Here is a 25,821-nt window from a genome sequence, read left to right on the forward strand (position 1 = left end):
AGCACCATGCGGCAAGATGACGGCGAACATCTGGGCACGTGCAGTCGAGGAGACGTGTTGGCGGAGAACAGGCCGGAGCCGACGGTGGCCAGCGTTCAACTCGGTCGTCGCATGCGTAAGTACCGCGACGAAGCCGGGGTTTCCGCAAAGGCGGCGGCCGAAGCGATCGACGGTTCCACACCCAAGATTTCGCGCTACGAAACCGGTCGCCAGTGGCCACTCAAGCGCATCGAGATCGCCGAACTCCTTCGCTTGTACGAGCGAACTCCCAATGAGGTCGAGGACACGCTCGCTCTGATGGAGAAGGCGAAGCTGCCGGATTGGTGGCAAGACGAGGCCGGCGTCGTCCCCCGGGGCCTGGGCCAGCTGTTCGCCGTCGAGACGGCGGCCGACGAACTCAGAACTGTCAGCAGCGGAATGTTGTTCGGCATGCTCCAGACCGAGGAGTACGCCCGAGAGATCATCAGCGTGCACACCACGGATCAGTCGCTTGTCGAGGGCCGTGTTCGATTGCGCTTGCGTCGCCAGGAATTGCTCCGACGTGAGTCTCCGCCGCGCCTGCTGGCGCTCATTGACGAGAGCGCCCTGCGCCGCGTCATCGGTAGCCGTACCGTCATGCGTGACCAGATCTCACGCCTGATCGACCTTGCCGCGCTGCCCAACATCACGATCAGAGTGGTCACGTTCGAGGCCGGAGCCCACAGAGGACTGACCAACGCTTTCCTATGGCTCAAGCTGCCGCACGAAACGGAGATGCCGGACGTCGTCTACACGGAAAGCCTCAGCGGTAGCACGTACTTCACCAAAGAAGATCAGGTCGCGGGCTTTGCCGATGCCTTCGCCAGCATCGAAACACTGTCTCTCGGGCCGGCCGACAGCCTGGAATTCCTGCGAAGCGCAAAGGAGTTCCACTTGAGGTAGGTGGATTCCGCCACCGTCTTGCATCAGTCGATACTGGAACCGCGCAACGACATGTGCAGGATCGGCCACCCCGCGTCCCTGCGAGTCCGGACCTGGTCCCATGATGGAGGAAAGGCATGCCTAGTTTGGGAGATCACATGTCGCAGCCAAACACCACGCCGGCGTGGAGAACCTCTTCCTACAGCGACGGCGGTGGTTGTGTCGAAACCGCCCTCGACATCCCCGGTGTCCTGGTCAGGGACAGCAAAGTTGGGTTGGGACCCATTCACACGTACGACCGTCGGGCGTGGATGATCTTCACAGAAGCCATCAAGCTCTCCCGCTGACGGAGACCCATCGGACGGACATCCGAACGAGCCCTGGCCCGCTCCTGCGCCCGCGTACCTGGTTGAGTGGAAGAGATCCAACCACATGGAACACACGCAATGATCAGTCCCACCCTCACCCGCAGCACCCAACTGCCGTGTGGAACAGAGCCGATGGATCCGGCCAAGGATCCAACCGCGTCGACGTCGCCAAACTCGCAGGGCTGGGTGCGGGCGATGTTGGTTTTGGTCACGAGCTTTCCTGAGCTTAAAGTCGATGCGGCAGCGCACCGCCTCAGCCGCCTGCCGGTCCGACAAGCCGAGCAGGAACTGCAGTACGCAGACGGTGGCCAATTGGGCAGGCGCGAGGCTCGGACCACCGTCACGTGGATACCAGTCGGCGAAGTCCTCGTCGTTCCACAGCCCATCGAGGCGGTCCCGCACCCATATCGCCGTCGTGCCACCCGGGTTGCTCGCCCGCGCGACCTGCGCGGTCAGGGAAGGGACCTGCTCACCGGAACGGGGGCGGAGGGACGACAGACACCTCGAACTGATTCGGCCTTCGGAACAGCCCGAGCATGCCCGATGATCAGCCTGCCGCACCGGGAAATACCAAGATCACCGACAGAGTCAAGCTGAGGGTTGTCCCGTAAACGCCGGCCGGCCTGTGCCCGGGTGAGAGCCGGGATACCCGCGAGACTCCGACACGGCAGCCGTGGCAGCCTGCTGACATGCCATGGGAGCTGCAAGAACATGCGGGTCGTCACTACGCCGTCTTGTTTCACTACGCCTTGCCCGACGATGCCTGGGCCGTGGAGCTGAGCGAGGCTGTTCCTGCGCCGGCCGAGGGGGACGAGAACCCCGATGCCGTGGTGACGCACTTGCCCGGCGCTGCCTTTCTGGTGGCGCTTGTCCCGGACGAGGACCCGAACCTGCGACCGACCGTCCGCGTCTACAGCCCTGACGATCGTGTGGTCCCCTACGAGATCATGCGCTGGTTCATGGAGCAGGTGGCCGACCAGGTGGAACGCTGCCGCATCGCGTTCGAGCAGGGAGAACCTGAAGCAGTGGAATGATCACGCAGTGACTGGTGTGATCACGGCATCGGAGCCTTCCTGGACAGCCGCCGGGCCGATCGCGGATAGAAACGGGATGAGCGTGGGCGACCCGGCCGGCTATGGTTGTGGGATGTTCGCTTTCGCTTTCACGAGGACTCGCCGCTTCTAGCGGCGGGCTGAGGACTTCTCTCTCCTGGTTCCGCCGCACTTCGGATCCCTTGCCGGTGCGGCTTCTTCGTGCTGCCCGGCTCCGAACTGCCTTTGCGGAGCCCCCTCGTGCCTTATCCCACTCATGGTGGACGTCATGAGCTCGGTCAGAACTTCCTTGTCGATCGTGCGGTGATCGCACTTTTCGAGGATCTTGTCGCGCGTACATCCGGGCCGATCGTCGAGATCGGGCCCGGGGACGGTGCCATCACGGTGCCGCTGAGTCGAACCGGACGACCGATCACCGCGGTGGAACTCGACCCGAAGCGGGCCCGGCGGCTGGCGCGGCGGGTGCCCGCTCATGTCGACGTCGTGGCCGCCGATGTGCTGCGGTTTCGCTTTCCTCGCGAGCGGCACACCGTGGTGGGCAATCTGCCGTTTCATCTGACCACGTCGGTGCTGCGGCGGTTGCTGGAGACCGAGTACTGGCAGAGCGCGGTGTTGCTGGTGCAGTGGGAGGTGGCCCGGCGGCGGGCCGGGGTGGGCGGGGCCACGATGCTGACGGCTGCCTGGTGGCCCTGGTACGAGTTCGCGTTGCACGCCCGGGTGCCCGCTCGGGCGTTTCGGCCGATGCCTTCGGTGGACGGCGGGCTGCTGTCGATCACCCGTCGGGACGCGCCATTGGTCGAGGGACGGCGGGGCCCGTACCAGGAGCTGGTGCGGCAGGTGTTCACCGGGCCGGGGCGGGGGTTGCGTGAAATCCTCACCCGGACGGGGCGGTTCGCGGGTCCGGCGCTGCGCGAGTGGTTCGGGGACGAGCGACTCTCGCCATATGCGTTGCCCAAGGAGTTGACCGCAGGGCAGTGGGGCGCGTTGTGGCGGCTGAGCGACGTACGGGGACGCGGGGGCGGCGGAAACGGAGCGGCCCGCGCCCAGGGCACCGATTTCGAATGGGCGCGCCGACCCCGCTGAGCTTCGCCGTCGTCTCTGCCGAACCGCTCGTCGAGGGCCGCAAGTTCCGTCCCGGGAGCGCGGTCCGCAACATGCACGGCCGGGTGCTCGACGCGGCAACGCCGCGCGCGGGCCGGGAGTTGTACGCGCTACCGGGCCCACGGGGCAACGAAGGGCTCCTGGCCGGGGATGAGCCCCTGGCCGCCGACCGGAAGGACCACGACCGCCTCGAACGGGTCGGTGCCGTGGTTGGCCAGGGCGAACGACGTGTCGGCCGGGACGACCAGCGCATCGCCCGGTTCGACGTCGAAGGTGTCGCCGTCCATGGTGACGGTGAGCCGACCCGACAGCGCGACGAAGATCTCCTCCCGGGTGAGCGCGTGCGGCGGGGACGACGTGCCCGGTTTGAGGGTGAGCCGCCATGCGGCGTTCTCGGTGGAGCCACGGCTCGGGGCGGCGAGGCCCACGAAGGTCGCGTGCGGGTTGTCGAAGACGGGCGCTTCGGCTGCGGCGATGAACGGCATGGGGATCGTCTCCTTGAGGCAGAGAGCAAGGGCAGGGGGCAGAAGCGGAGGGCAGAAGCGGAGGCAGAGAGAAACAGTAATTACGGGTCTACTGAGCCCACGGCGGATCGATCAGGTCGCCGCCCATCTCGGCTTGGCCGCCGACAGGCAGGATCGCTACCGCCTCGAAGGGCTCGTCGCCCGGGACGGCGATGCCGAAGGGCACGTGCGCGGGGACGATGAGCGCGTCACCGGCGTGGAAGTCGCGCGTTTCACCGTCGAGGGTGACCACGGCCTTCCCACTGATCGCGATGAAGATCTCCTCGCGGGTGACGGCGTGTTCGCGACCGGGGTTGCCCGGGTGCATGGTGAAGCGCCAGACGCTGTTCTCCGTCGAGCCGCGGCTCGGGGCGGCGAGGCCGGTGGCGGTCATCAACGGAGCTTCGAAGAGCGGCGCGTCGGCAGCTTTGACGAGAGGCACGGCGTTTCCTTCCACTAGAGTGTTCAACCAAGGTATACAACCCGAGTTGAACATAATGCCGAGAGGGCGTCAAGGGTGGACTTCGGACTGTTGTTGGCGCACGCCCACCAGACCTTCGTCCAGGCATTGCACGCGCACCTGGCGGAACGCGGGTTCCCGGCGGTGGGATCGTCGTACGGCTTCGTGCTGCGCACACTGGACCGGGAGGCGGCAACGGCCACGCGGCTCGGCGAACGGCTCGGGATCACGACGCAGGGCGCGGCGAAGGTGATCGACGAGATGGTGGCCGCCGGCTACGTCGAACGCCGCCCGGACCCGGCGGACAAGCGCGCCAAGCAGTTGCGTCCGGCGCCGGGCGGCGTCGCGATGTTGGCGGTGGTACGTGAGTTCCACGCCGAGTACGAGGGCAGGTTGGCGCAGGAGGTCGGCGCGGAAGACGTGGTCGTCGTACGACGGGCGTTGGCGGCGCCGGCCGCCACCTCCGCCGGGCCGGACCCGGCCCGCCTGTTCCGTCCGCTGTGAGGCGACCCCACGCGGGTGACGGCGGCGATCGACGAACGCGCCACCGCCGGCGTGCGATCACCCCGCCGGCATCCCGATTCAGCCGGCGGCGATCGGCTCCTGGAGTTCCGTAACCCACTGTTCCGGATCGTCCGGACACTCGAGGTAGAGCTCACGGGCGTAACCCAGGGAGCGGTACCCATTGGCGTCGATCCAGCCGGCCAACGCCTGGACACCGGTCATCACATGGTCCATGGAGCCGCGATGGACGTAGGTGGCGGCGCACTCGATCTCGGGCAGGTCCACGATCGCGAAGTCGAAGTCGGCGCGGGGCTCCGTCGCGACCGTCATGCCGGCGTGGATGACGACGGTGTCGTCCTCGTCCGGCGCGGCCTCGTAGTAGGCAATCCCCGGCCCGGTCGGCGACACGCCCGCGGCCTCCAGTCGGTGACACAGTTCGTCGTACAGCGGGTCGATGATCGGCCCGATCCCCTCCGGCCCGTCGGCATCGGCGGTGGTGGTGACGGTCAACTCGGCGACCCGGACCGCGGGGATGCGCTTGACCACGATGTCGTCGGCCGACATCCGCCCCTCGGCCTCGATCGTCCGGAGCCTCGCCTCGACCTGGGCCAGCCGCAGGGCGTCCGCCGCCACGGTGGCGGCGAGTTCGGTCCGTCGCAGGCGCAACATCCCTCGCAGTTCCTCGACGCTCACCCGCTCGTCCAGGATGCTCCGCACCTGGTGAAGGGTGAAGCCGAGGTCCTTGAGCGCGATCACCCGGTTCAGCCGGGCGAGTTGGCCGGCCTCGTAGAAGCGATAGCCGCTGTCCGGATCGACGCGGGCGGGCCGCAACAGCCCCATCGCGTCGTAATGCCGCAGCATGCGAACCGATACGCGACCGTGCCGGGCGAAGTCTCCGATGGTGAACATGACGCCTCCCAGTGCAGTGCCTCACACGGTGTCAGGGTCAAGCGGGGGCGGACAATCGGGCGGGGCGGTACGGCGGGCCCGACAGGGCAGGGTGGCCGGGCGGGCGCGGAACGGGCGGGGCGGGCGGGCGCGGAACGGGTGCCGAGTCGGTGAGCCGAGCGGGCGAACGCGGAGCCGGCGCGAACCGGCCGGCCTCGTGGCGGCAACGCGCGAGAAGTCGGCTCAGGGCAGCCGGGCCGGCTACCCGCGGCCCTCAAGCACAAGGAGCCACGCAGGATCAGCCAAGGTGCTGCAGGAAGAAGGCGGCCGCTTCCCTGCCGACCCGGACGCGGACGGCCGGGTCGGCAGGTTCCGGCGCGAAGAAGTCGTCGTGGCGAACGTCGGGGCCGGCCGAGCGGCCACTCGCCGTGGGAATGTGCTCCAGGTACGGCCTGGTGTCGACCTCGTACGGGTTGACCGTGTCCGCTCCACCCCACCGGATCCCAACCGGCACCCGCACGGTTGCCAGGCTTTCCGGGGTCACGAAACCGCCGACTCCCGGAGCCACCTGGAAGACCGCCCGCACTCGGGGATCCGAAAGCTCCGCTCCGACGCCGTCCATCGCACGCCGCGACGACTCATCGTCCGGATATTTCGTCCGCAACGCCTCCAGCACGCCGGGGAATTCGGGGATTTCAGGAAGGGGCACCGCCCCCGTCGACACGGCCCACAGGACCCGCGGATCGAGGCGAGCCCCGGCAAGCGCCACCACCGTGTAGGCGCCGAGGGAAAAGCCCGCGGCGCCGACCGGACCGAGGAGCTGCTCTCGAGCGAGCACGTCGAGGGCGAAGGAGACATCCCGGGGCCGTTCCCACACGTGGAGGAAGCCCTCCGGCTCGTAGCCGTCGACGAAGTTGTTGCCGTGGTGGTCAAGGGCGACCACACGGAAACCCGCCTCGCACAGCGGGCGTACCAGCCATTCCATGTCGCTGCCCGAACCTCCGGTGCCATGCGAGACGACGACCAGCGGGGCGGGCGCAGCCGGCGGATGGCCCGGTTCCCACAGGTAGAGACGGACGGGCCGCGGACGAGCCGAATCCCGTAGGTCACGGCGGGACTCGTCGTACAGGACACGTATCAGCGGCTGTTCCTGCCCAGAGCTCGTCATGGCGACATCGTAGGGAGACCGCCTGCCTCACGGCCTGCTTCTCCCGCAGCCCCGGTCCGGCCCGAGGATAAGGATCAAGCTCAGGGACAACGAAGAGCGCACGGCCGGAACACCACCTCTTCACCGGTATCCGAGACGGCGGTTCGAGAGCGGTCCTCTCGTTCGTGCTCGGTGTTCATGCCTCGGAGCAGCGCACGACCCGCCCGCACCGAGCACGGCCCGTTGTGCACTCCGAGAGGCAGACGCGGCCCGGATGCCGGCGGCACACGGTTCGCCTGGACCGGAGCGGCCGGTCGCGCGTCCGCTCCGTGGCGCCGTTCCGGTCATCCGTGCCGGGACCTGGAGACCCGATCGGCCGCAACGGCGCAAGCCCGATCAGGCGCCGGTCATTCCTGGGCGGGCCAGGGACGGGTCCGGCGCGTGGCCCTCAGCCCACCGGCCCGGTCCGGTCCCATCCTTGCGCGTGGGCGTGTAGCCGCACGCTGTCGGGCTCGACCTCCGCGCCGCAGGTCCGGCACATCACCGCGACGTCGAGTTCGTGGTCGCCGTGCCGGAACACCACCGGTGGCTCCTCGGCCAGCCGGCGGTCGCCCCAGGACGCCGGCGTCTGCAGCACGGGTGCGAGGTCGCGGCCCTGGTCGGTCGGGTGGTACTCGAAGCGCGGCGGACGGTCCTGGTAGCGGCGGCGCTCCAGGATGCCGGCCGCCTCCATCGCGCGCAGCCGGGTGGTGAGGATGTCGCGCGGCGCGCCGGTGTTGCGGACGATCGCGTCGAAGCGGTGGTTGCCGAAGCTCAGCTCGCGGACGGCCAACAGCGCCCATTTCTCCCCCACCACGGCAAGCGTCGCCGCGACCGAACACGGTCGCCCGACGGAGCGCGGGCGGCGCGGGACGCACCGGCGCGACGATCAGGCGCCTCGGCGGAGGAGGTCTCGACCGACCCACCCGACCGGCCCTCGGCACCCTGACGTGAGGTGTCACCTTCGGGCCCGTCGTACGGCGTGCGCGACTCGCCGCTTCGCCCACCTCGCCTGCCGAGCCCGCCGCGCCGTCCACCGCCCCCGGGGCGCCGATCGCGCCGCTCGTGGCGGCCGAGGAGGCGGCTCCCGGGCGGGCCGAGGCGTTGCCGAAGGACGCACCGGAGTCGTCGGGGGACGAACCGTTCACAGAACCACTCATGACAACCACACCGACGGCCCCGTCAGCCGCCCGGCGTCCCCGCGCCCAACGTCCGCCGGGCGACCAGGGCCGCGTTCAGCCGATGCAGGTCCTCGACGCGGTTGGGGGACAGGCCGGTGAGGCCCGTGACCCGGCGGATGCGGTAGTCGACGGTGTTCGGGTGCAGGTGCAGGGTGGCGGCGGTGGCCCGGCGGTCGCGGCCGTGGGTGAGGTACGTCTCCAGCGTGAGCAACAGCTCGGGCCTGCGGTCGAGCGGCGTGAGCAGGCCGGCCAGGCCGGCCAACGCGGCGCTGGGGCGGCTGAGTTGGTAGTCGAGCAGCACGTCGGTGAGCAGGTACAGGCCCGGCCCGCGGCCGCTGCTGCGGATCAGCCGGATCACCTCGGTGTTGCGGTCCACCGCATCCGGGATGCCGGTCGGCTCGGTGAGCGCGGCCGCGGCGGTGATCGCGGTGTCGGCCGCGTCGGCGGCGTGCGCGATCAGGGCGCGTACCTTCGGCCAGTCGGGCGCGGCGTCCACCGGCAGCAGCGCGGTCCCGCCGCCCGGGTCGAGCGCGGTCAGCGCGGGGTGGCCGGTGAAGCCGTCCAGGGCCTGCCGGATCCGACGCAGCTTGCGCCGTGCGGCGATGGCGGCGCACGGGCCCGGGCGGGCCTCGTCCGGATGCGCGGCGAGGACGAGGGTCAGGACCAGGTAGCGGGCGGCCGGGCGCACCCCCGTCCGGCCGGCGACCGTATCCGCCGACTCGCCTGCGAGCAGGGCCGCGAACAGCGCGTGTCGGCCGCTTTGTTCCGGTCCCTCCAGCGATCGACGGGCTTCCAGGTAGGCCGCACTGACCGCCGCGACGATGGCCCGCTGAAGCCCGAGCAGGTCGGCGAACAGGACCAGAACATCGCCGAGTTCCTCCGGCCGCGCCTGACCGGTCGTCTCGCGCCAGCACATCTCGACGCCGATCTGATACGCGGTCAGGATCGCGTCGAGCGGTACGCCCTCCTCCGCCCGCTGGGCCGCCGACGCGCACTGCGGCGCGAGGTCCGCATCGCAGGCCGCCAGCCGACCCTCGACCACGTCGGCGAACAACCGCACCGTGTGCTGCACGATCTCGGCGATGTCCCCGCCCAGTTCCTCGGCCGGCAGCGCCGCGTACGCGGGCAACTCGGCGGGCAGCCGATCGAGCACCTCCCTGGTCAACCGGGGCGCGCCGGCCCGCAATCGGGCCGCCACCGGCCGGCCGCCGATCCGCAGCGGCCCGGGGCGCGCTCGATCGGGGTGCGATTGCGCGGCGGGCGCGGCCTGTTCCGTGGGCGCGGCGGGTGCGGCGGGTGCGGCGGGTGTATCGGGCACGTGGGGCGCCGCGCGGGTGGTGGGCGTCCGGTCACGCGGCGAGTTGGCACGTGTCACAGAGACCTCCCGGAAAGTCTGTGTTACTCACCAGTTAAGCCACTGTGTCCGAGTCTGCATGATGACGCGTGGGACATTCCACGACCGGCGGGAGTCGTCATGAACTCTGCTGCACGTACGAGGAGTCGGCTGCACGGCAGTCCCCGGAAGCCACGCCGTCGGCTGCGCGGGTTCGCCCGCGGCACCGCGGCGGCGATCGCGGCCGGCGCGCTGGCCCTGACCGGACTGGTCGCCGCGACCGCGCCGGCGGGCGCGGCGGATCGTCAGGTCTACGTCGCGCTCGGCGACTCGATGGCCTCGGGTCCGCTGATCCCGGACATCACCGGGCCGCTCGCGTGCGGCCGGTCCACCAACAATTACGCACACGTCCTCGCGACGCGCCTGAACGTCGCCGAGTTGCGGGACGTCACGTGCAGCGGCGCGGACAGCGACGACATGACGTCGCCGCAGCATCTGTCGGTGGCCGGCGTCGACATGGGCGAGGCGCCGCCGCAGTTCGACGCGCTGGGTACGCACACCACGCTGGTCACCCTGACCATCGGCGGCAACGACGTGGGCCTGGTGGGCGTGGCCCAGGGATGCGCGACGCTCAACCCGTTCGCGACCCCGTGCCGGGACAGGTGGACGGCTGGCGGGGTCGACCAAATCGCCCAGCGCGTCGACGCGTTCGCGCCCAAACTCGGTGCGGTACTGACCGGCATCCACCAGCGCGCTCCGCACGCGCGGGTCGTGGTCACCGGCTACGGTCTGTACATCAGGCCCGGCGGCTGCTGGCCGTACCAGCCGGTGCTCGCTGTCGACGCGGACTACCTCCAGGGCAGCGTGGACCGCCTCAACGCAACGATCGCCGCCCAGGCCGGCACCCACGGCGCCGACTACGTGGACGTGGCCGGCCCCAGCGCGGGCCACGACGCGTGCCAGGCTCCCGCCGCCAAGTGGGTCGAGGGCTATGTCCCCACCGACCTGGCCGCCCCCCTGCACCCCAACCGCCGCGGCGAGGCCAACTACGCCACGATCATCGCCCCCCACATCCCCGCGTAGCCGACCCGGGCCGGAGCGGAGGCCGGGCCGGCGGGCCGACCGCCCCGGACCGCGACCGCCCCCGGTCGTGCACAAGGCCCCTCGGGCTTCCCCGAGTGGGCCTTGTGGTGGCGCTGTTCGGCTACGGATGCCCCCTGAACCTCCGCCAGGCTTTGCGCACTCGCTCCAGCGAGGCGATCACTTCGGGCAGTTGGTCCAGGATGCCCTTGATGGAGAACAGGGCGATCGTGAGCACTCCGGCTGCGGCAAGGGTAAGGAGAATTATTCGGTCACTGTTCACCCAACCGGTCGGCATGCCGAGAACACACCCCCACCGGACCATCCCTGGCGCCGAAACACCCGATCACACAGCGACCATGAGGATGACCGTTGTCAAAGGATGGCGACATCGAGTCTACGCACCCTCCGGAGCCGAACGGCGGCCACGACACCCTGCGTTTGCGCGGAGCTCGAAGGCGTCGTGAAGCGTGCCTCCGACGGCCGGCGGCCGGCGGCTTCGCGGCGTCAGTCGTGGCTGTGGTCTCCCGATTGGGCGAGGGAGCGTTCCACTCCCGCCTCCATCTCCTTGCGGGCCGCCTCGTCCGCGACGCCGGAGCGTTCGAAGGCCACGAGTGCCCCGCGCCACAACTCGGCCGCCTCGCGGTACGCGAAGTGGATCTCCGCGTCGAGTGCGGCGAGGCGGGCGAAGTGGGTGGCCTTCGCCGCCGTCGCGCGCGACGCCGACGCGAGGTAGTGGTGCGCCAGTGCCGCCACGTCCCGGGGACGCACGGCCTCGATCGCCTCGGCCGTGCGGGCGTGCATCCGGGCTCGGCGCAGCTGGGACAGGTCCTCGTAGAGCGTGTCGCGGACCAGCGCGTGGGTGAACCGCAGCTGGCCGGCGTCCGGCTCGACGAGCAGCCCGGTCAGCAGCGCCGATTCGACCGCGTCGAGCACCGTGTCCTCGTCGGTGCCGCCCTGTGCCAACAGCACGTCGACGTCGATGTCCCGGCCGAGCACGCAGGCCTGCTTGAGCACCTCCTGGGCGGCCTTCGGCAGACCCGCGACATGCCGCCGGATCACGTCCCGTACCCCGACCGGGACCTCGGACACCGCTGCGTGCGCCCCCTCGGCCGCCAGTACCCGCGCCGTCTCCAGGACGTAGAACGGGTTGCCCGCCGTGCGGTCCACGATCGCTCGTACGGTGTCCTCGTCGATCGGCGCCGAGACCGCGCCGCGAACCAGATCGGCGACCGCCTCCGGGGCCAGGCCGGTGAGTTCGATGCGTTCCGGGCCGCAGCGCGCCAGGCGGGCGAGCGCGTCGGCGAGCAGGTCGCCGACCTCGTTGTGCCGGTAGGTGACCACCAGCAGCACCCGTCCGGCCGCGTCCCGGTCGGTGGCCAGGTGGCACAGCAGCGCCAACGTCTCCTCGTCCGCGCGGTGCACGTCGTCCAGGACCAACAGCCACGGCGTCTCCGCGGTGGCGCGGGCCAGATAGCCCACCACTGCCTGATGCAGCCTCAGCTTCGCCGCGGCCTGATCACCGACCGGGACGAACGAGTCGGCGAGCAGCGGTGCCAGCACGCGCGCGGTCTCCTCGTCCGGCGGACTCACCGCCGCGAGCGTGCGCAACATCTGCGTCCACGGCCACCCGGCCGGCGCGCCGCCGGATTCCGGGCAGCGTCCCCACGCGGCCCGCCAGCCCTCGGCGGCCAGCAACTCCCGTACGTGTTCGGTCAACGCGGTCTTGCCCTCGCCCGGGTCGCCACTGACCAGCGCGACCGCGAGCCGCCCGTCGGCGCGCTTCGCCGCGCCCAGCAGAGTCGCGGTCTCCTCGGCCCGACCGATCAAGGTGGTCATGCGCGCCACGAACCCGCCTCCCGTCGCGTCGCCGGAAATCTGCTCGGAACCCTGCTCGGAAAGGTGGTCGGACGTGTGGTCCGACATGTGCTCGGCGGAGATCGAGGGAGGGGCCTGAGCTGCGGCGCCCGGCGCCTCCCGAAGCGCCGGCGCGGCGGCCCCCGCCGCGCTCGACACCGCCGTCGGTGCGTCCAACTCCGCGGCGTGCGCCAGGATATCCGCCTCCAGGCGCTGCAACCGCGCGCCCGGCTCGACCCCCAACTCCTCACGCAACGCGGTCCGTACCCGGCGCAGTACGGCCAACGCGTCCCCCTGGCGCGCGCATCGGTACATCGCCAGTGCGAGCAGTCGCCAGCTCTCCTCGCGCAGCGGGTGCGCGGCCGCGTGCGCCTCCAGGCCCGGCACGATTCCGGACGCCTGCCCGATGGCGAGGCCGGCCTCGGCCCGCCGCTCGACCGCGACCAGGCGCAACTCCTCCAGTCGGGCCGCTTCCGGCCGAGCCCACGGTTCGTCGGCGAACTGCGCGTATGCCGGCCCGCGCCACAGGTCCAGCGCCGCGGTCAACTCACGCAGCGCCTCCTCGGCCGCGCCGGCCGCCAGCAGGCCGCCGGCCCGGTGTACCAGTGCCTCGAAGCGCCACGCGTCGACCTCGTCCGTGCCGACCCGGAAGGCGTAACCCGGTGGCGCGGTCACCAGCACGGTCGAGGGTGTGCGCGGCGCGCGGTCGGGTTCGAGCGCCCGGCGCAGGTGCGACACGAAGGTCTGTACGGAGCCGAGCGCGCGGTGCGGCGACTCGCCGTGCCACAGGTCCTCGATCAACCGGTCGACCGGTACGACGTGCCCCCGCGCCAGGACGAGCCGAGCGAGAACGGCCCGATGGCGCGGGCCGCGCAGGTCGGCCGGTCGCTCACCGTCCCACGCCTCGAGCGCTCCCAGAACACGAAACGTCAGCATGGATAAGAGACCTTACTGATGCGTCACGAGCGACCGAGCGGCGGCCGGGGCTGAAGTCGTCCGCCCGTTGTCCCACGTCGTGTTCAACGCTCACTCGACGCCCGATGAACACCCTTGCCGTCGTCCTGCCGTCGTCCTACCGCTCACTCGCCATCCACCCGACAACGGCCCCTCCGGCGCCGATTCGCCGAACGCGAGCCGGGCGGGCGACGCCGGCCGGCACGAACGCGGCGCCGGCCGGACACACATCACCCACCGACACCGCGCCCTGTCATCCGGGACCGGACGGTCGACGACCGTCGGTCCCGGGACCCGGATCGGGGCCCGGGTCCCGAGCCTCAACTCCCGCTCTGTGCAGGCGCGGTCGCCGACTCCGCCGACTCCGCGGTCTTCGGGTTCGCCGGTGAGGCGGGCGGAGCCGAATTCGGCGGCACCGGCAAGGTGGTCCGGTTCGCCGGGTTCGGCGCGCCCGAGGCGCCGGCCGAGGGGGCCGTCGACGGTGCGCCCTGCGGCAGTTGCGTACCGGGCGGCGGCACCGCACCCGGATTCGCCGAGGGTTGCCTGCCCGGTCGCACCGGGATCGCAATCGTGAAGGGCGCCGTGCCCTCCTCGACGTGGCACTTGGCTCCGCCCGGCTCGACGACCAACCGGGGCTGCGGGAACGGCAGGCTCTCCCGATTGGGCACCAGGTTCAGCTCCGACCCCGCGGGCCCACACCGATAGTCGTGGTCGGCCCCGGCGAGCCCGAGTTGCTTGCCGTTCTGGTCGAAGAGCAGCACGTCCTTGAGCGGGCGACCCTGCGCGTCGAAGGGATAGATGTTCTGCAGTCGTTGCCCGTCCAGCGTGCCCAGCAGGGAGCCGGGGTCCAGCGGACTACCCTCCGGGGTGTGGAAGCTCGGCGGGTACTGCGACTGCGGGGCGTAGCTCACATGCTCCATCGAGCCCGCGTCCGGCTTCAGTTGCCCCGCGCCGAGCATCCCGATGCCGGCCCCGATCACGAGCGCGTTGATCGGCACCGCCGCCCACACCAGTCGACGATCGCGCGCCGCACGCGGGCCCAGCCACAACGACCCGATCAGGGCCAGGACACCGGCGCCCACCGGCCACCACACGCCGCCCGCCACGACCCACGCCAGCACGGCCACGATCAGCGCCCGCGCCACCCACCACGCGCTTTGCAGACCCATCAGGAAGCGCACCGGTTCGGCCCATCGGCCCGTGCGCAAGGACTCCCCGAGAGCCCTCGCGCGTCGGCCGACCGACAGCGCGGCGATCTCGGGCAGTCCCGGCTCACGGCCGCGCAACCACAGTGCGTTCAGTGCCTCGACAGCCAGGCCCAGCAGACACGGAAAGATCCACCACCGGTCCTGCCCGTCCTTCGCGGCACCGAGCCCGATGCCGGTCACGAACGCCGCCCCGAGCGTCACGAGCAGTCCCAGGCACAGGAGTTCGGCCCTGCCGAAGTTCGACAGGCGGCCCGGTCCGGTCCGCGTCAGCGGCGGATACCCGGCCGCCGCACGCAGTTCGGCGGCGTACTCGTGCGGGGTGCCCAGACGTGCGCGCAGCGACTCGGAGGTGACCGCGCCGTCGAGTTCGGCGACCACCTCGCTCAGGTTCACTTCGACGTCGTCCAGGATCTCCTCCGCCTCGGAGGCCGGGAGGTCGGCCAGAATGCGGGCCACCTCGACGCGGTAGTCCGCCGCGACAGGGTGCAGTGCGGTGTCCTTCATCGGGTCTCCCCCACCAGTTCCGACATCGTCCGGGCGAACGAGTTCCACGTGTCGGTGGACTCCCGGAACCGCTCTCGGCCGGGCTCGTTCAAGGCGTAGTACTTGCGGTTCGGGCCTTCGTCGCTGGCCACCACGTAGGACGTGAGGAGCCCGGCGTTGTACAGCCGTCGCAGCGTGCCGTAGACGGACGCGTCACCGACGTCGTCGAGGCCGGCCTTGCGCAGTCTGCGCAGTACGTCGTAGCCGTAGCCGTCCTCCTCGCGCAGCACGGCAAGCACCGCGAGGTCCAGCACTCCCTTGAGCAACTGACTCGGATCCATGACCCCTCCAGCTCTTGTGCGTTGCACGGTACCACGCAATGCGTAGTAGTGACGGAACCCACGGCCGAACGCGATATCGGCGCGGCCCGCACAGCGGATCGACCCCCGCGCGCGTTTGTAGAGGAGAAGGCTTTCGAACAAGGAGACGACCAGATGCGGTTCGAGGACTTCGCGGCGGCCCGGCTGCCGGCCTTGCTGCGCTATGCCGCGCTGCTGTGCGGGGAACGGGAGTTGGCGCGGGACCTCGTCCAGGAAGCACTGACAAAGGCGCTCGTGCGCTGGAAACGCATCGGCTCCCTGGACCGGCCGGAAGCCTATGTCCGCGCGATGGTCACCAACGAGTTCCTGTCCCTGCGCCGACGCAAGGCCGTGCGCACGGTGGCCCTGACCCACCAGGAGATCAGCGGCCCGGACGCCCCCAGCGTGCCGGACCACGCCGCCGCCGTCGGCGCCGGAGACGACCTGTGGCGGCGCCTGCTCGCCCTGCCTCGCCAACAACGCGCCGTGTTGGTCCTTCGCTATTACGAAGGACTCACCGACGACGAGATCGCCGACACCCTGAAATGCCGACCCGGCACCGTCCGCGCCTACGCGTCCCGGGCCCTGGCCACCCTGCGCGTGGAACTGACCGTGGACGTGCCAAAAATCCCCTCGATGAGCCAAGGAGAGCCGGCGTGACCGACGTTCGAGACCTCGAAGAGGCGTTCACCCGCCACGAGCAGCTCGCCCCCGCAGCCGACGGAATGATCGAGGCCGCGTACACCGGAGCCCGACGGGTACGCCGACGACGCCGGGTGGCGGCCGGACTGGGCATGGCCGCCGCGCTCACGATCGGCGCCGCCGCGCCGAGCGGATTCGCGCTGCTGACCGACAACGAACCACAGCGCGTGACCGGCCCCGCCGCACCCACGGTGAAGCCGCCCGCGGTGTCCATCGGCGTCGACGGGGCCGAGGGCCTGTTCGTCATGGAACGGGGCTTCTCGGGAAGCACCGCGTTGGCCACCATCCGCTCGGACGGCCTTCGGCCGGTCGACGAGGCCCGAACTGTCGGCGACAAGGGCGGGGTCGTCGGCGTCTACGCGCCGGCCGACGTGGACGTGGCCGCGCTGGACGCCGGCGAGGCGATCACCGTGCAGGGGCATCCGGCCCGCCTCGTCGAGAACTACCTGATCGATCCGGCCTCGAACCACACCGGTCCGGAGAATGCCTCCGCCCTCAAGAAGGGCGAGGTCGACGCGAACGGAAACCTGGTGCCCGCCTCGCCCACGGACGTACGGGCGTCGGTGGTCGCCTGGCGGGAGGCCACCGGCTCCTGGGTGATCGTCTCCGGCCCCCGGCAGCGCACCGACCTGCTGCGCCTGGCCGAGGCGGTCCGGCTCGAACCGACCGGCACCACCACGCCCTACCGGCTCGGCTTCGTGCCGGACACCCTCCGGCTCGACTACGGCGGCTCGAACACCCGCACCCCGAACCAGGCGAACTCCGTGCTCGTCTTCGGCGCCGCCGCGCAACCCGTGCCGAAGCGGAGCTCACTGCTGAGCCTGTCCGAACAGGGCGCGCTGCGCATCCAGGTCATGGCCGGGGACAGCGGTCACCTGGGCCTGGTCGAACGGTCCGGCGCGCCGCGGGTGATCGCCGGACACGACACCTGGTACTTCACCCGGCCCGCTGCCGGACTGTTCATGCCCGAAGGAGGCGCAAGCATGGTCGCGAAGGTGAACGGCTGCGAAGTACTGATCACCGTCACCGACACCGACGTGGTGCCCCATGCGGCACTCGAGCGCATGCTCGCGTCGATGACCTTCGGCAACTGCCGGGCCCCGGACACCTGGACCACCCCGCTCCGCTGATCGCGCCGTTCGCCCGATGAGCCAAACTCCCAGAGAGATTATGGGAGTTCGGCTCGTCTTCGGATTCAGCCCGCAGCCGCCGCGTAGGCGTCCAACTCCGCCACATACCCGTCCCGCACATCCTCCGGCAACCACGCGATCGCGAACGCGTTGTACTCGAAGCGGGCCACCTCGGCCCGACTCAGGCCCAGGACCTCCTGGGTGCGTTCGAGGTTCTCCAGCACGTACGCGTCCATGTACGCCGGGTCGTCCGAGTTGATGGTGACCAGGATGCCCTCGTCCAGCATCCGCCGGATCTCCTGCTCCTTGATCCCGTCCACCACAAAGGAGTTGGAGACCGGACACACGGTCAGACCGAGACCGCGCTCCTTGATCGCCGCGACCAGCCCGGGATCCTCCAACGCGTTGGAGCCGTGGTCGATCCGGTCCACGCCGATGTCCTCGATCGCCTGGCGGATGTGCTCGACGCTGTTCTCCTGGTCGACGTCGCAGTGCATGGTGAGTCGGAAGCCCTCGGCCCGCGCCCGTGCGTACACGGCGGCGAACTTGACCGGCGGGTTTCCGCGCTCGTCCGAGTCGAGCCCGATCCCCACGATCCACTCCCGGTACGCCAGCGACTGCACCAGCGTGGCCATCGCGTACTCGGCCTGGAAGTCACGCAGGAAGCACATGATCAACCGGGCCCGGATGCCCAGTTCGCGCCGGGCGTCCCCGATCGCCCGGGTGAGCCCGCGCACCACCACGTCGAACGGCACGCCGCGACCGGTGTGCGCCTGCGGATCGAAGAACATCTCCACGTAACGCACGTTCTGCGCGGCGGCCTTGCGCAGATACGCCATGGCCAGGTCGTAGAAGTCCGGCTCGTGCACCAGCACCCGCATGCCCTCGTAGTAGATCGTGAGGAAGGAGGCAAGGCTGTCGAACCGATACGAGGCACGCATCTCCTCGACCGAGGAGTACGGCAGCTCGATCCCGTTGCGCTCGGCCAGCGCGAACTTCAACTCGGGCTCCAGCGTGCCCTCGATGTGCAGATGCAGCTCGCACTTGGGCAGTCCGGCGATGAAGTCGCGCATGTCGCGGGCGTCTCGCATGGGAGCAGTCCTCCGAAGTCGTAGTGATGGTGCGCCGCCGAGCCAAGCACACCACCACTACGCCCGCACTACGCGCGCATCACGCCGCCGGTGCGATCCGCACCATGCCGTTGATGATCCGGTCCATCGCGTCGCCGCCGCGCGGGTCGGTCAGGTTGGCCAGCATCTTGAGCACGAACCGCATCAGCATCGGGTGCGGCAGGCCGTGCTTGGTGGCGAAGTTCATCACCCGCGGGTCGCCGATCAGCTTCACGAACACCCGACCCAGCGTGTAGTAGCCGCCGTAGGTCTGCTTGAGGATGCGCGGGTAGTCGTGCAGCGCGCGCTCGCGGCCCTCGGGCGTGAGCCGGGCCACCGCCTGGGTGATCACCTGGGCCGCGATCTCGCCGGACTCCATCGCATAGGCGATGCCCTCGCCGTTGAACGGGTTGACCATCCCGCCCGCGTCGCCGACCAGCAACAGGCCCTTGGTGTAGTGCGGTTGGCGGTTGAAGCCCATCGGGAGCGCGGCACCCCGGATCGGGCCCTCCTGATTCTCGTCGGTGTAGCCCCACTCCTCGGGCATCCCCGCGACCCAGCCCTTGAGCAGGTCGCGATAGTCGATGTCCTTGAACGCGGAGGAGGTGTTCAGCAGGCCCAGGCCCACGTTCGAGGTGCCGTCGCCCATGCCGAACACCCAGCCGTAGCCGGGCAGCAGCTTCTCCCGGCCCTCACGCCGGTCCCACAGCTCCAGCCACGACTCGAGGTAGTCGTCGTCGCTGCGCGGGGACTTGAAGTAGGTGCGCACCGCGACGCCCATCGGGCGGTCCTCGCGGCGGTGCAGGCCCATCGCGAGCGAGAGCCGGGTCGAGTTGCCGTCCGCGGCGACCACGATCGGCGCGCGGAAGACGGTCTCCTCCTTGGAGCCGTTCATCCGCACGCTGACGCCGACGATCCGGCCGGTCCGGTCGTCCAGGATCGGGCCGGTGACGTTGGCGCGCTCGTACAGCTTGGCGCCGGCGGAGGCCGCCTGGCGGGCCAGGATCTCGTCGAAGTCGGCCCGCTTGCGGACCAGGCCGTGCGCGGGGTAGCTGGCCAGGTCGGGCCAGTCCAGCTCCAGACGCATGCCGCCGCCGAGGATGCGCAGCCCCTTGTTCGGCAGCCAGCCGGCCTCGACCGAGGTGTCCACGCCCATCGCGATCAGCTGCTTGGTGGCGCGCGGGGTGAGCCCGTCGCCACAGACCTTCTCCCGGGGGAACTCGGTCTTCTCCAGCAGGATCACGCTGACACCGGACTTGGCCAGGTGATACGCCGTGGTCGATCCGGCCGGACCGGCCCCGACCACGATGACGTCGGCCTCATGCGTCGAGTCGGCGCGCTTGGTGGTTGTGACGGGCGCTGCGTCGGTCACGGACGACTCCCCTGGAAGTCTCTGCGGCAGTACCGAAACCGGGACGGTTCCGGCCGGACAAGTCTATGAGGAGCGGGCGGGCGGCGGCCTGTGGCCACCGGTGCCGGCACGGCGCCGGAGCCGCGGCCGGGTGCCGACCGGCCCGTCGTGGGTCACCGGGACGGTCGGAAGCCCCGGTGCAGTGCGACGACTCCGCCGGTGAGGTTGCGCCAGGCCGGGTGTTCCCAGCCCGCCTTGCCCACCAGCGCCGCCAGACCCGCCTGGTCCGGCCACGCGCGGATCGACTCGGCCAGGTAGACGTACGCGTCCGGGTTGCTGCTGACCGCGGTGGCCACCGGCGGCAGCGCGCGCATCAGATACTCCACGTACACGGTCTCGAACGGGCGCCAGGTGGGCCGGCTGAACTCGCAGACGACCAGTCGCCCGCCCGGCCGGGTCACCCGCAACATCTCGCGCAGCGCGCCCTCGGTGTCGCTGACGTTGCGCAGGCCGAACGAGATGGTCACCGCGTCGAACGTGGCGTCCTTGAACGGAAGCCTGGTCGCGTCGCCCGCGGTGAAGGGCAGTTCGGGGTGCCTGCGCTTGCCCTCGCGCAGCATGCCCACGGAGAAGTCGCACGGCACCACCTCCGCGCCCGCGTCCCGGAAGGGCAACGAGGAGGTCCCGGTGCCGGCCGCGAGGTCGAGCACACGCTCTCCCGGACGGGCGTCCACGGCACGCGCGACGGCCTTGCGCCAGGACCGGTCCTGGCCCATCGACAGCACGGTGTTGGTCAGGTCGTAGCGCGCCGCGACCGCGTCGAACATCGACGCGACTTCACGCGGTTGCTTGTCCAGGGAGGCTCGGGTCACCGGGCCATCATCTCGCGCCCGGGCCCGCCCTCGGGCCCTGGGGGCACGCAACGCACCGGGCGGGTCGCGTAACGCACGCGACCCGCCCGGTATCCGCCGGGTCGGCGCCGTGCGGTCACCGACGCCCGACGCCGCCGCCGACGCCACGCTTGTCGGCTCCGACACCGCCGCCGACGCGGCCGATGCGAGCGCCGATGCCCACGCCGTCGCCACCGCCGCCGGTGCGACGGCCCCGACGACGCGGCGTCACGGCATGGACGATGGAACGCATGCGGGTGGCGACGGACATGGTGTGCCTCCTCATCCCGAGCGGGCAGGGCCCGGGTCGGAAAAGTGCCTTGGGGGGAACCGTGTCGTTCCGACCGGGCGCCTGCCCGGGCTCCGCGCGGCCATGCGTGCTCGTGCGGAACCGATCGTGCGCCGCCCGGCACCACCCCCGTGCGCCACCGGCGTCACTGCTTCGGGCCCGCCGTCACCGCCGATGCACGAGCCGCCCGCCGAGCACGGTGGCCACGCACGACCCGGTGCCGTGCGCGAGCAGCGCCGCGTACGGGTCGCCCTGCGTCGGCACGTCGAACACCGCGAGGTCGGCGAGGCCGCCCGGGCGCAGGGCGCCCGCGCCGTCGAGGCCGCCCATCGCCGCCGCACCGCCGACCGTGACCGCCTCGACCAGGCGCCGGTCCAGGTCGTCGGCGCGGTAGCCCTGACGGATCGCCAGTTCGCGGACCGCCGCCGCCTCTTCCCACATGTCCAGGGACGGCGAGGAGGCGAGCGAGTCGGTACCCAGCGCGAGCGGCGCACCCTCGGCCAGGTAGTCGGCGACCGGCGGCTCCCCCGCCGCCAGGATCGCGTTCGAGCGCACGCACAGCGCGACCGCCGTGCCCTGCTCGCGCAGCAGCGCACGATCCTCGGCGGCCAGGTGCACGCCGTGCGCGACGTGCACGTCGGGGCCCAGCCCGTCGAACCCGGCCAGGTAGGCCGCCGGGCCGCCGCCGCTGCCGCCGTCGAGCAGTTCCAGGGCCATCCCCACGGCCCGGTTCAACTCGGCGAACCGGCCGGTGCCGTGCCGGATGAACTCGGCCTCGTGCGCGGTCTCCGCCAGGTGCGGGTGCAGCCGCAGCCCGCGCTCGCGCGCGATCGCCACGCACTCCTCGAACACCGCCGTGCCGACCGTGAACGGGGTGTGCGGCGACACGCCCAACGCACGCCCGCCGCTCGCCCCGTCCAGCGTGTCCAGGAAGGCCGCCCGCCGCCCGCCCGCCCACATCGCGTCGTCCGCGATCACCTCGACGTAGCTGATCCCGCGCAGCCCCGACCGGCCCACCGGCACGAGCACGCACGGGTCGGTGACCACGTCCGCCGCCGCCGTGGTCCCCGACCGCAACATGTGGTGCACCCCGCGGCGCGCGCTCTCCTGCCACATCACCTCGGAGAAGTCGGCCCGCCGCGCGGTCAACGTGCGAATCCACTCCGGGAAGGCCAGCCCGGACAGCGCGAGATCGCCGAAGTCGGTGTACTGCAGATGTGCGTGCGCGTTCACCAGCCCCGGCATCAGCACCCCGCGCCAGACCCGCTCCCGCGCCCCGGCCGAGTGCACCTCGCTCCGCGAGCCCACCGCGACGATCCGACCGTCCTCCACGAGCACGGCCCCGTCACGAATGGGCTCCGCCCCGACCATGGACAGCACAACGGGCGCAACATGCAGGGTCGACGACATGCGCCCATCATCCCAAGCCGGTCTCAGCGGACGTCGACGACCTCGAGTTCGGTGCGGGCGGTGCCCCCGTCGAGGGCCGTGGAGGAGAAGTGCGAGATCACCTTGTCGTCGACCGGGTCGTTCGCCGGGTCGTCGTGCACGATCAGGTGGTTGTACGTGGTGTCGCGCTGGGCCGGGATCCGGCCGGCGGCGCGGATCAGGTGCAGCAGCTCCATCCGGTTGGAGCGGTGCTTGGCGCCCGCGGAGGAGACCACGTTCTCTTCGAGCATGACCGAGCCCAGGTCGTCCGCGCCGTAGTGCAGGGTGAGCTGGCCGGCCTCCTTGCCCGTGGTCAGCCACGAGCCCTGGATGTGCGCGACGTTGTGCAGGAACAGGCGGGCGACCGCGATCAGGCGCAGGTATTCGAGCAGGGTGGCCTGCGTCTGCCCCTTCAGGTGGTTGTTCTCCGGCTGGTAGGTGTACGGGATGAAGGCCCGGAAGCCGCCTGTGCGGTCCTGCACGTCGCGGATCATCCGCAGGTGCTCGATCCGCTCGGCGTTGGTCTCGCCGGTGCCCATCAGCATCGTCGAGGTGGACTCCACGCCCAGCCCGTGCGCGGTCTCCATGATCTCCAGCCAGCGCTCGCCGGACTCCTTCAGCGGCGCGATCGCCTTGCGCGGGCGCTCCGGGAGCAGCTCCGCGCCGGCGCCCGCGAACGAGTCCAGGCCGGCCGCGTGGATGCGCGTGATGGCCTCCTCGATACCCACGCCGGAGACCTTGGCCATGTGCGCGACCTCGGAGGCGCCGAGCGAGTGGATGACCAGCTGCGGGAATTCGGCCTTGATCGCGGCGAACGCGCGCTCGTAGTACTCGACGCCGAAGTCGGGGTGGTGCCCGCCCTGGAACATGATCTGTGTGCCGCCGAGTTCGACCGTCTCCGCACACCGGCGCAGAATGTCGTCGATCTCCCGGACCCAGCCCTTCTCACTCTTGGGCGGGGCGTAGAACGCACAGAACTTGCACGCGGTGACGCACACGTTCGTGTAGTTGATGTTGCGCTCGATGATGTACGTCGCGATGTCGACGGTGTCCGCGTAGCGCATGCGCCGCGCGGCGTCGGCGGCGCGGCCGAGCGCGTGCAGCGGTGCGTGCACGTACAGGGCGAGTGCCTCGTCGGGCGTGATCCGCCCACCGCCGGCGGCCCGGTCCAGGACCGGCTGGAGATCGCTGATCACGGGGAAGCCTCCGCATGGAACGAATACGAGTGGAACGGTTGCGCGTACGACGAGTGCGCGTCGAGCGAACGAGCGCCCAGCGGGTGGGCGCGGTGCGAATGCTCGTGAACGAGCCTATCCGGCGCGCTCACGGAACCTGCGGGGCGTCGAGCAGCCGCACCCGCACATCCGCCGGGTACCCGGTGTCGTGCGCGGTCCGCCGGGCGAACTCGGCCATGCCCCGCAGGTGTCGCGCGCCGAGCGAGTAGTCCAGCGCCTCGGTGTAGTAGCGCTCCAGCGTGACCGCGTCGAACGCCTCCCATCGGGCCACGTGCTCGCAGACCTTGTCCACCTCCTGCATGCACAGGTCGCGCGACTCCAGGAAGGCCCGGTGCACCGCGTGCACCTCGGCCGGGTACGCGGCCAGGAACTCGCGGCGCGCGGCCCACACCGCGAACACGAACGGCAGCCCGGTCCACTGCTTCCACTCGTACGCGAGGTCGTAGACCAGCAGGCCCAGGCGTGGCGCGTCGTACAGCGTCGCGCGCAGTGCGACGTCGCCGATCACCACCGCGGCGTCCGCCTCCTGCATCATCAGCCCCAAATCGGGCGCCGAGGTGAAGAATTCCGGCCGCACGCCGTACTTCTCCTCCAGCAGCAGCCGGGCCAGTCGAACGCCCGTGCGGCTTTGCGAACCGAGTGCGACCCGCGCGCCGTCGAGCTTGTCGATCGGCACCTGGCTGACCAGCATCACCGACATCACCGGCCCGTCGGCGGCCACCGCGATGTCCGGGAGCACCACCAGGTCGTCCGCATGGCGCAGGAACTCGACCACGCTGATCGGCGCGATGTCGAGGTCGCCGCGCACGAGGGCGTCGTTGAGGTTGTCCGGAGTGTCCTTGGTCAGGTCCAGATCCACCAACGAACCCGTGCGGGCCAGGCCCCAGTAGATGGGCAGGCAGTTGAGGTACTGGATATGGCCTACCCGGGGTCGCCGGCGGCCGGGTTGCGGCGCGTTGTCCACAGTGTCCATCCCCGCAGGCTATGCCCGGGTGCGCGGATCGCCGGTATCGGCCCGGGCCGGTGTCACCGAACAGGCACAACACCGCACGCGTGGCAGTGGCAGCGGCATACGGGTGAGATTCTCGGATGCCGGACCGATCCCACGACGGTTCGACCACAACGACGGAGGAAGCGCGATGCACTCGTCCCCGGGCTCGTATCCGGGCCAGGGTGGCGGCTACCCGCCCCCGCCCCCGCCCTATGCGTCCACGCCCGCCCCGCCGCCCGCATACGATCCGGGCGCTCCGTATCAACCGGGCGGTCCGGGCGGCGGCGGCTCCTACGGACCTCCGCCTCGGCAGTCCTCGGGATCCGCGTACGGCGCGCTGCGCGGCACCGTCGCCGGGATCAGCCTGGTGCTGGCGGTGCTGCTGACGATCCCGGCGCTGTCCGCGCTGTGGCTGCGCTGGGAGGTGGTCTCCGAGCAGGGGTTCACCGACAACGCGGTGGCGCTGATCGACGAGCCGGCGATCCGTAGTGAGGTCGCCCGGCTGATGACCGAGGAGTTGATCAAGCAACTCCCGACGACCGTGCGCGGTCAGGTGCCGCGCGACGTGGTGCAGAGCGCGGTGAACGAGGAGATCGGCAAGCCCTCGTTCAAGGCGGTCTGGAAGGAGGGCATCGCCACCGCGCACGACGTGGTGATGTCGTCCATCCTCGGCCGGGACAGCAAGAACGTCACGACGGACGGCGACCGGGTGGTGGTCAACCTCAAGAGCCCGCTCGACGCGATCGTGCCCCGATTGAACAAGGCCGGCATCCCGGTGTCGAAGGCGGGCCTGCCCACCAGCATCCCGATCGACCTGGCCCAACTGCCGCACGCCTCCGAGGCCCAGCAGGGCCGGGACGCGTTCCAGGCCGTCGACGACGCGGGCAAGTGGCTGCCGATCCTGACCCTGGTGCTGCTGCTGGTCGGCCTGGCGGTCGCGGTGAACCGCTTCCGCGCGCTGATCATGACCGGCGTCGGCCTGTTCGTCACAAGCGGCCTGCTGCTGCTCCTGGTCTCCTCCGCGAGCGGACCGGTCGCCGACGAACTGGCCACCCGGAACACCCTGAACCGGGACGGCATCGAGGCGATCTACGACGTATTCACGGATTCGCTGACCACGATGGCCTGGTCGGTGTTCGCCGCCTCGATCGTGGCGATCGTGGTGGGCGCGGTCGGCCGGAGTCTGCGCGGCCGACGGCGCTGACGGACGCGGCGGCACAAAAGGGCGGGCCCGGAGCGATCCGGTCCCGCCCTTTCCCACGCGGCTTCGGGGCCGCCG

The 25,821-nt window shown here is 70.8% G+C and carries 25 protein-coding genes and 1 pseudogene; 9 read left to right on the forward strand and 17 right to left on the reverse strand.

The window, feature by feature from the left end; translation table 11 throughout:
* Window positions 1-57: 57 nt before the first annotated feature.
* A complete protein-coding gene (locus A3IC_RS0106920; protein ID WP_158695835.1) occupies window positions 58-921 on the forward strand; it encodes a helix-turn-helix domain-containing protein in 864 nt (287 codons plus the stop codon).
* A gap of 137 nt (window positions 922-1,058) precedes the next feature.
* On the forward strand, window positions 1,059-1,247 hold the full coding sequence (locus A3IC_RS64345) for a DUF397 domain-containing protein (RefSeq protein WP_086018410.1): 189 nt from the start codon (window positions 1,059-1,061) through the stop codon (window positions 1,245-1,247).
* Window positions 1,248-1,553: 306 nt separating this feature from the next.
* Here A3IC_RS64345 and A3IC_RS72950 read toward each other — a convergent pair.
* Window positions 1,554-1,829: pseudogene (locus tag A3IC_RS72950) on the reverse strand (hypothetical protein); the annotation flags it as partial.
* Between the two features lie 128 nt (window positions 1,830-1,957).
* On the opposite strand from A3IC_RS72950, the gene A3IC_RS0106925 reads away from it, so the two are divergent.
* Both A3IC_RS0106925 and erm read left to right on the forward strand, forming a co-directional pair.
* Window positions 1,958-2,302, forward strand: a complete 345-nt coding sequence (locus A3IC_RS0106925) for a hypothetical protein (RefSeq protein WP_020549333.1) — start codon at window positions 1,958-1,960, stop codon at window positions 2,300-2,302.
* A gap of 258 nt (window positions 2,303-2,560) precedes the next feature.
* The gene (erm, locus tag A3IC_RS52915; RefSeq protein ID WP_079026287.1) at window positions 2,561-3,403 is read left to right on the forward strand and encodes a 23S ribosomal RNA methyltransferase Erm; all 843 of its coding nucleotides are present in this window, start codon (window positions 2,561-2,563) and stop codon (window positions 3,401-3,403) included.
* A 128-nt stretch (window positions 3,404-3,531) separates the two neighbouring features.
* On the opposite strand, the gene A3IC_RS0106935 is transcribed toward erm, so the two are convergent.
* On the reverse strand, window positions 3,532-3,906 hold the full coding sequence (locus A3IC_RS0106935; RefSeq protein WP_020549335.1) for a cupin domain-containing protein: 375 nt from the start codon (window positions 3,904-3,906) through the stop codon (window positions 3,532-3,534).
* Window positions 3,907-3,994: 88 nt separating this feature from the next.
* Window positions 3,995-4,366, reverse strand: a complete 372-nt coding sequence (locus A3IC_RS0106940; protein WP_026217960.1) for a cupin domain-containing protein — start codon at window positions 4,364-4,366, stop codon at window positions 3,995-3,997.
* Between the two features lie 75 nt (window positions 4,367-4,441).
* Between A3IC_RS0106940 and A3IC_RS0106945 the strand changes: the two genes are divergently transcribed.
* Window positions 4,442-4,888, forward strand: coding sequence for a MarR family winged helix-turn-helix transcriptional regulator (locus tag A3IC_RS0106945; protein ID WP_020549337.1), 447 nt, complete (start codon window positions 4,442-4,444; stop codon window positions 4,886-4,888).
* A gap of 78 nt (window positions 4,889-4,966) precedes the next feature.
* Here A3IC_RS0106945 and A3IC_RS0106950 read toward each other — a convergent pair whose 3' ends face one another.
* The 4 genes from A3IC_RS0106950 to A3IC_RS0106965 form a co-directional block, all read right to left on the reverse strand.
* Window positions 4,967-5,797 carry a MerR family transcriptional regulator gene (locus tag A3IC_RS0106950; protein ID WP_020549338.1) on the reverse strand — a complete coding sequence of 277 codons (831 nt, stop codon included), beginning with the start codon at window positions 5,795-5,797 and terminating at the stop codon, window positions 4,967-4,969.
* Between the two features lie 277 nt (window positions 5,798-6,074).
* A complete protein-coding gene (locus A3IC_RS0106955; protein WP_245599167.1) occupies window positions 6,075-6,944 on the reverse strand; it encodes an alpha/beta hydrolase family protein in 870 nt (289 codons plus the stop codon).
* A gap of 427 nt (window positions 6,945-7,371) precedes the next feature.
* The gene (locus A3IC_RS52920; RefSeq protein WP_020549340.1) at window positions 7,372-7,779 is read right to left on the reverse strand and encodes a winged helix-turn-helix transcriptional regulator; all 408 of its coding nucleotides are present in this window, start codon (window positions 7,777-7,779) and stop codon (window positions 7,372-7,374) included.
* Between the two features lie 365 nt (window positions 7,780-8,144).
* On the reverse strand, window positions 8,145-9,362 hold the full coding sequence (locus A3IC_RS0106965) for a PucR family transcriptional regulator (RefSeq protein WP_026217961.1): 1,218 nt from the start codon (window positions 9,360-9,362) through the stop codon (window positions 8,145-8,147).
* A 255-nt stretch (window positions 9,363-9,617) separates the two neighbouring features.
* On the opposite strand from A3IC_RS0106965, the gene A3IC_RS0106970 reads away from it, so the two are divergent.
* A complete protein-coding gene (locus A3IC_RS0106970) occupies window positions 9,618-10,559 on the forward strand; it encodes an SGNH/GDSL hydrolase family protein (protein WP_020549342.1) in 942 nt (313 codons plus the stop codon).
* A 504-nt stretch (window positions 10,560-11,063) separates the two neighbouring features.
* Here A3IC_RS0106970 and A3IC_RS52930 read toward each other — a convergent pair.
* The 3 genes from A3IC_RS52930 to A3IC_RS0106990 form a co-directional block, all read right to left on the reverse strand.
* Window positions 11,064-13,349, reverse strand: a complete 2,286-nt coding sequence (locus tag A3IC_RS52930; RefSeq protein ID WP_020549344.1) for an ATP-binding protein — start codon at window positions 13,347-13,349, stop codon at window positions 11,064-11,066.
* Window positions 13,350-13,687: 338 nt separating this feature from the next.
* Window positions 13,688-15,079 carry an HAAS signaling domain-containing protein gene (locus A3IC_RS0106985; protein ID WP_020549345.1) on the reverse strand — a complete coding sequence of 464 codons (1,392 nt, stop codon included), beginning with the start codon at window positions 15,077-15,079 and terminating at the stop codon, window positions 13,688-13,690.
* Window positions 15,076-15,399 carry a PadR family transcriptional regulator gene (locus tag A3IC_RS0106990; RefSeq protein WP_020549346.1) on the reverse strand — a complete coding sequence of 108 codons (324 nt, stop codon included), beginning with the start codon at window positions 15,397-15,399 and terminating at the stop codon, window positions 15,076-15,078. Before A3IC_RS0106990 ends, A3IC_RS0106985 begins: the two co-directional genes overlap by 4 nt.
* A 153-nt stretch (window positions 15,400-15,552) precedes the next feature.
* Here A3IC_RS0106990 and A3IC_RS0106995 point away from each other — a divergent pair, with 153 nt between their 5' ends.
* Both A3IC_RS0106995 and A3IC_RS0107000 read left to right on the forward strand, forming a co-directional pair.
* Entirely contained in the window at window positions 15,553-16,077 is a 525-nt protein-coding gene (locus A3IC_RS0106995) for a SigE family RNA polymerase sigma factor (RefSeq protein WP_020549347.1), read from the forward strand.
* Window positions 16,074-17,249 carry a hypothetical protein gene (locus tag A3IC_RS0107000; RefSeq protein ID WP_020549348.1) on the forward strand — a complete coding sequence of 392 codons (1,176 nt, stop codon included), beginning with the start codon at window positions 16,074-16,076 and terminating at the stop codon, window positions 17,247-17,249. Before A3IC_RS0106995 ends, A3IC_RS0107000 begins: the two co-directional genes overlap by 4 nt.
* 65 nt (window positions 17,250-17,314) lie before the next feature.
* Here A3IC_RS0107000 and add read toward each other — a convergent pair whose 3' ends face one another.
* The 7 genes from add to A3IC_RS0107035 form a co-directional block, all read right to left on the reverse strand.
* Complete coding sequence (gene add, locus A3IC_RS0107005) at window positions 17,315-18,340, reverse strand: adenosine deaminase (RefSeq protein ID WP_020549349.1); 1,026 nt, start codon at window positions 18,338-18,340, stop codon at window positions 17,315-17,317.
* A 79-nt stretch (window positions 18,341-18,419) separates the two neighbouring features.
* The gene (locus A3IC_RS0107010) at window positions 18,420-19,760 is read right to left on the reverse strand and encodes a geranylgeranyl reductase family protein (protein ID WP_205354304.1); all 1,341 of its coding nucleotides are present in this window, start codon (window positions 19,758-19,760) and stop codon (window positions 18,420-18,422) included.
* 122 nt (window positions 19,761-19,882) lie between these two features.
* Window positions 19,883-20,581, reverse strand: a complete 699-nt coding sequence (locus A3IC_RS0107015; RefSeq protein WP_020549351.1) for a demethylmenaquinone methyltransferase — start codon at window positions 20,579-20,581, stop codon at window positions 19,883-19,885.
* A gap of 115 nt (window positions 20,582-20,696) precedes the next feature.
* A complete protein-coding gene (locus A3IC_RS68375) occupies window positions 20,697-20,870 on the reverse strand; it encodes a hypothetical protein (protein ID WP_020549352.1) in 174 nt (57 codons plus the stop codon).
* Window positions 20,871-21,053: 183 nt separating this feature from the next.
* Window positions 21,054-22,298, reverse strand: a complete 1,245-nt coding sequence (locus A3IC_RS0107025; RefSeq protein WP_040876232.1) for an amidohydrolase family protein — start codon at window positions 22,296-22,298, stop codon at window positions 21,054-21,056.
* A 23-nt stretch (window positions 22,299-22,321) separates the two neighbouring features.
* Complete coding sequence (mqnC, locus tag A3IC_RS0107030) at window positions 22,322-23,512, reverse strand: cyclic dehypoxanthinyl futalosine synthase (RefSeq protein WP_020549354.1); 1,191 nt, start codon at window positions 23,510-23,512, stop codon at window positions 22,322-22,324.
* 127 nt (window positions 23,513-23,639) lie between these two features.
* Entirely contained in the window at window positions 23,640-24,524 is an 885-nt protein-coding gene (locus A3IC_RS0107035) for a menaquinone biosynthetic enzyme MqnA/MqnD family protein (RefSeq protein ID WP_020549355.1), read from the reverse strand.
* 166 nt (window positions 24,525-24,690) lie between these two features.
* Here A3IC_RS0107035 and A3IC_RS0107040 point away from each other — a divergent pair, with 166 nt between their 5' ends.
* Window positions 24,691-25,746 (forward strand): hypothetical protein, encoded by a 1,056-nt coding sequence (locus A3IC_RS0107040; protein ID WP_020549356.1) that lies wholly within the window; start codon window positions 24,691-24,693, stop codon window positions 25,744-25,746.
* The last annotated feature ends 75 nt before the right edge of the window (window positions 25,747-25,821 follow it).

Source organism: Embleya scabrispora DSM 41855 (assembly GCF_000372745.1).
In the GTDB taxonomy this organism is placed as follows: Bacteria; Actinomycetota; Actinomycetes; order Streptomycetales; family Streptomycetaceae; genus Embleya; species Embleya scabrispora.

Coding starts and splice junctions, on each gene's coding strand:
- A3IC_RS0107035 (WP_020549355.1), bottom strand. CDS start 24,524: ATGGACACTGTGGACAACGCGCCGCAACCCGGCCGCCGGCGACCCCGG.
- A3IC_RS0106950 (WP_020549338.1), bottom strand. CDS start 5,797: ATGTTCACCATCGGAGACTTCGCCCGGCACGGTCGCGTATCGGTTCGC.
- A3IC_RS0107040 (WP_020549356.1), top strand. CDS start 24,691: ATGCACTCGTCCCCGGGCTCGTATCCGGGCCAGGGTGGCGGCTACCCG.
- A3IC_RS0106935 (WP_020549335.1), bottom strand. CDS start 3,906: ATGCCGTTCATCGCCGCAGCCGAAGCGCCCGTCTTCGACAACCCGCAC.
- A3IC_RS0106985 (WP_020549345.1), bottom strand. CDS start 15,079: ATGAAGGACACCGCACTGCACCCTGTCGCGGCGGACTACCGCGTCGAG.
- A3IC_RS52930 (WP_020549344.1), bottom strand. CDS start 13,349: ATGCTGACGTTTCGTGTTCTGGGAGCGCTCGAGGCGTGGGACGGTGAG.
- A3IC_RS0106955 (WP_245599167.1), bottom strand. CDS start 6,944: ATGACGAGCTCTGGGCAGGAACAGCCGCTGATACGTGTCCTGTACGAC.
- A3IC_RS0106925 (WP_020549333.1), top strand. CDS start 1,958: ATGCCATGGGAGCTGCAAGAACATGCGGGTCGTCACTACGCCGTCTTG.
- A3IC_RS0106970 (WP_020549342.1), top strand. CDS start 9,618: ATGAACTCTGCTGCACGTACGAGGAGTCGGCTGCACGGCAGTCCCCGG.
- A3IC_RS0106995 (WP_020549347.1), top strand. CDS start 15,553: ATGCGGTTCGAGGACTTCGCGGCGGCCCGGCTGCCGGCCTTGCTGCGC.
- A3IC_RS0107025 (WP_040876232.1), bottom strand. CDS start 22,298: ATGTCGTCGACCCTGCATGTTGCGCCCGTTGTGCTGTCCATGGTCGGG.
- A3IC_RS68375 (WP_020549352.1), bottom strand. CDS start 20,870: ATGTCCGTCGCCACCCGCATGCGTTCCATCGTCCATGCCGTGACGCCG.
- A3IC_RS64345 (WP_086018410.1), top strand. CDS start 1,059: ATGTCGCAGCCAAACACCACGCCGGCGTGGAGAACCTCTTCCTACAGC.
- A3IC_RS0106990 (WP_020549346.1), bottom strand. CDS start 15,399: ATGGATCCGAGTCAGTTGCTCAAGGGAGTGCTGGACCTCGCGGTGCTT.
- add (WP_020549349.1), bottom strand. CDS start 18,340: ATGCGAGACGCCCGCGACATGCGCGACTTCATCGCCGGACTGCCCAAG.